This window comes from Streptomyces sp. SID1328 (genome assembly GCF_009865595.1).
In the GTDB taxonomy this organism is placed as follows: Bacteria; Actinomycetota; Actinomycetes; order Streptomycetales; family Streptomycetaceae; genus Streptomyces; species Streptomyces griseoluteus.
Genome location: NZ_WWKH01000836.1, coordinates 1 through 1,970 on the forward strand (window position 1 = coordinate 1; position 1,970 = coordinate 1,970).

A 1,970-nucleotide genomic window follows, 5' to 3' on the forward strand; every position below is an offset into this window, starting at 1 on the left:
AGACGACCCCGCCCCCGTCCTACGGCCATGACGAGCCGAGCGCCCCGGTCACCACCGCGCCCGCCTCGTACGGCGACGACGAGACGACCTCGCCCCCGTCGTACGGCCACGACGAGGAGACGACTCGCCCGCCCTCCTACGGCGACGACGACACGACGCCCCCGCCCTACGGGGGCGAGGAGACCACTCGGCCTCCCTACGGCGGTGAAGAAACGTCTCCTCCCCTTTATGGCGGCGAAGAGACCACCCCTCCGCCGTACGGGGGCGAAGAGACCACCCCTCCGCCGTACGGAGGCAACGAGACCACCCCTCCGCCGTACGGAGGCAACGAGACCACCCCTCCCCCCTACGGCGGCGAGGAGACCACTCCGCCTCCGTACGGCGGCGAGGAGAGCACGCCTCCTCCCGGCGGGCACACCACGCCCCCTCCGGGAGGGCACACCACTCCGCCTCCAGGTGGGCACACCACCCCGCCCACCCTCCCGCACACCGGTAACAACTCGCGCATGCTGTTGGCCACTTCGGGAGCCAGTGCCGTGCTGATCGCCGCCGGCGTCCTGCTGTTCCGGCGCGGCCGGACGATGTCCCGGCACCGCTGACCACGGGGTGCCGGACCCGAGCGCCCGGCACCCAGAGGCGACGGCGCCGTACCGCCACGGCGCCGTACGCATCCTTTCGGGCCGCGTCCCGTCCGGCTGCTCGCCATGCCGACGGGCCGGGAGCGGCCAGGCGCGCGGCCCCGCACGGATAACTCCGGCGGGGCCTTCGCCGTTCACCCACGCGGGGGCCGCGGCCACCCGCAAGCCGTAACCGCGCTGGCGAACACCCGGTGCGTGTGACTGGGTGTCAGTACAGGCGTTGTTCGCGGCGCGAGGGCAGGGCCGGGCGGAGGGAGGGGCCGAGATGGCTCCACAGTGGCGCAGGACCCGGCGGGGACGGCTGTCCCTCCTCGCCGCGGCGATCACCGTGTCGGTCGCCCTGGCCGCTCCCGGCGTCGCGGACGGACCGCACCGGACGGCGCCCCGACCGGCCCCCGCCCCCACCGCGACCCCGGCGCCCCCGCCCGTCCACCGGGGATCCGACTTCGGGGCGTTCCTCGGCTCGGGCCCCCTGGGGATCGCCCGGATGCCCGCCCTGAGCAACTGGCTGGGCGGCGCCGAGCTGAAGGTCGCGCACACCTATCTGCCCGGCGGACAGTGGCGGGACATCGAGGGCCCGCCCGGCTTCCTGGAACCCTGGGCGCACTGGCGGCGAGAGAAGGCCGACCGCACCCTCGTCCTCAACGTGCCGATGCAGGAGCGCAACGAGGAGCACCTCTCCGACGCCCAGGTACGGCTGCTGCTGGGGCAGGCCGCCGCCGGAGGGTTCGACCGGCACTTCCGCGCGCTCGCCGAGAAGCTGGTCGAGCTCGGCGTGCCGGACACCGTGCTGGTGCTCGGCTGGGAGATGAACGGCATCACCTACACCCACCGCTGCGGGCCCGACCCCGAGGCGTGGAAGACGTACTGGAACCGGATCGTCGCCACCATGCGCGCGGTGCCGGGACAGCGGTTCCGCTTCGACTTCACGCCCAGCAGGGGCCGGGACGCCGTGCCCTGGACCGAGTGCTACCCCGGTGACGGCACCGTCGACATCATCGGCATGGACTCCTACGACCAGCCGGCCGGGATGCCCTTCGACGAGCAGATCACCGAGCCCTACGGCCTCCAGGCGCACGTCGACTTCGCCAAGGCGCACGGCAAGCCGGTCTCGTACCCGGAGTGGGGGCTGTTCCGCAACGGCGACAACCCCGAGTACATGCGGCGGATGCTCGCCTGGATGGACGAACACCGCCCGCTCTACAACACCCTCACCGACTACTGCCCGCACGGCGTCTGGCAGTGCCCGGTCAACCCGAGCGCGGCGAAGGTGTACCGGACGACCCTGTACGGGCGCACGGGGCTGACCACGCCTACCCCGACCCCGGCCCC

The 1,970-nt window shown here is 73.4% G+C and carries 2 protein-coding genes; both read left to right on the forward strand.

Annotated features, from left to right (window positions below):
* A partial coding sequence (locus GT030_RS26695; RefSeq protein WP_161203301.1) for an LPXTG cell wall anchor domain-containing protein occupies positions 1–599 on the forward strand: 599 nt, incomplete at its 5' end.
* A 304-nt stretch (positions 600–903) separates the two neighbouring features.
* Positions 904–1,970: glycosyl hydrolase (locus tag GT030_RS26700; RefSeq protein ID WP_161203302.1), on the forward strand; the 1,067-nt coding region annotated here is incomplete at its 3' end.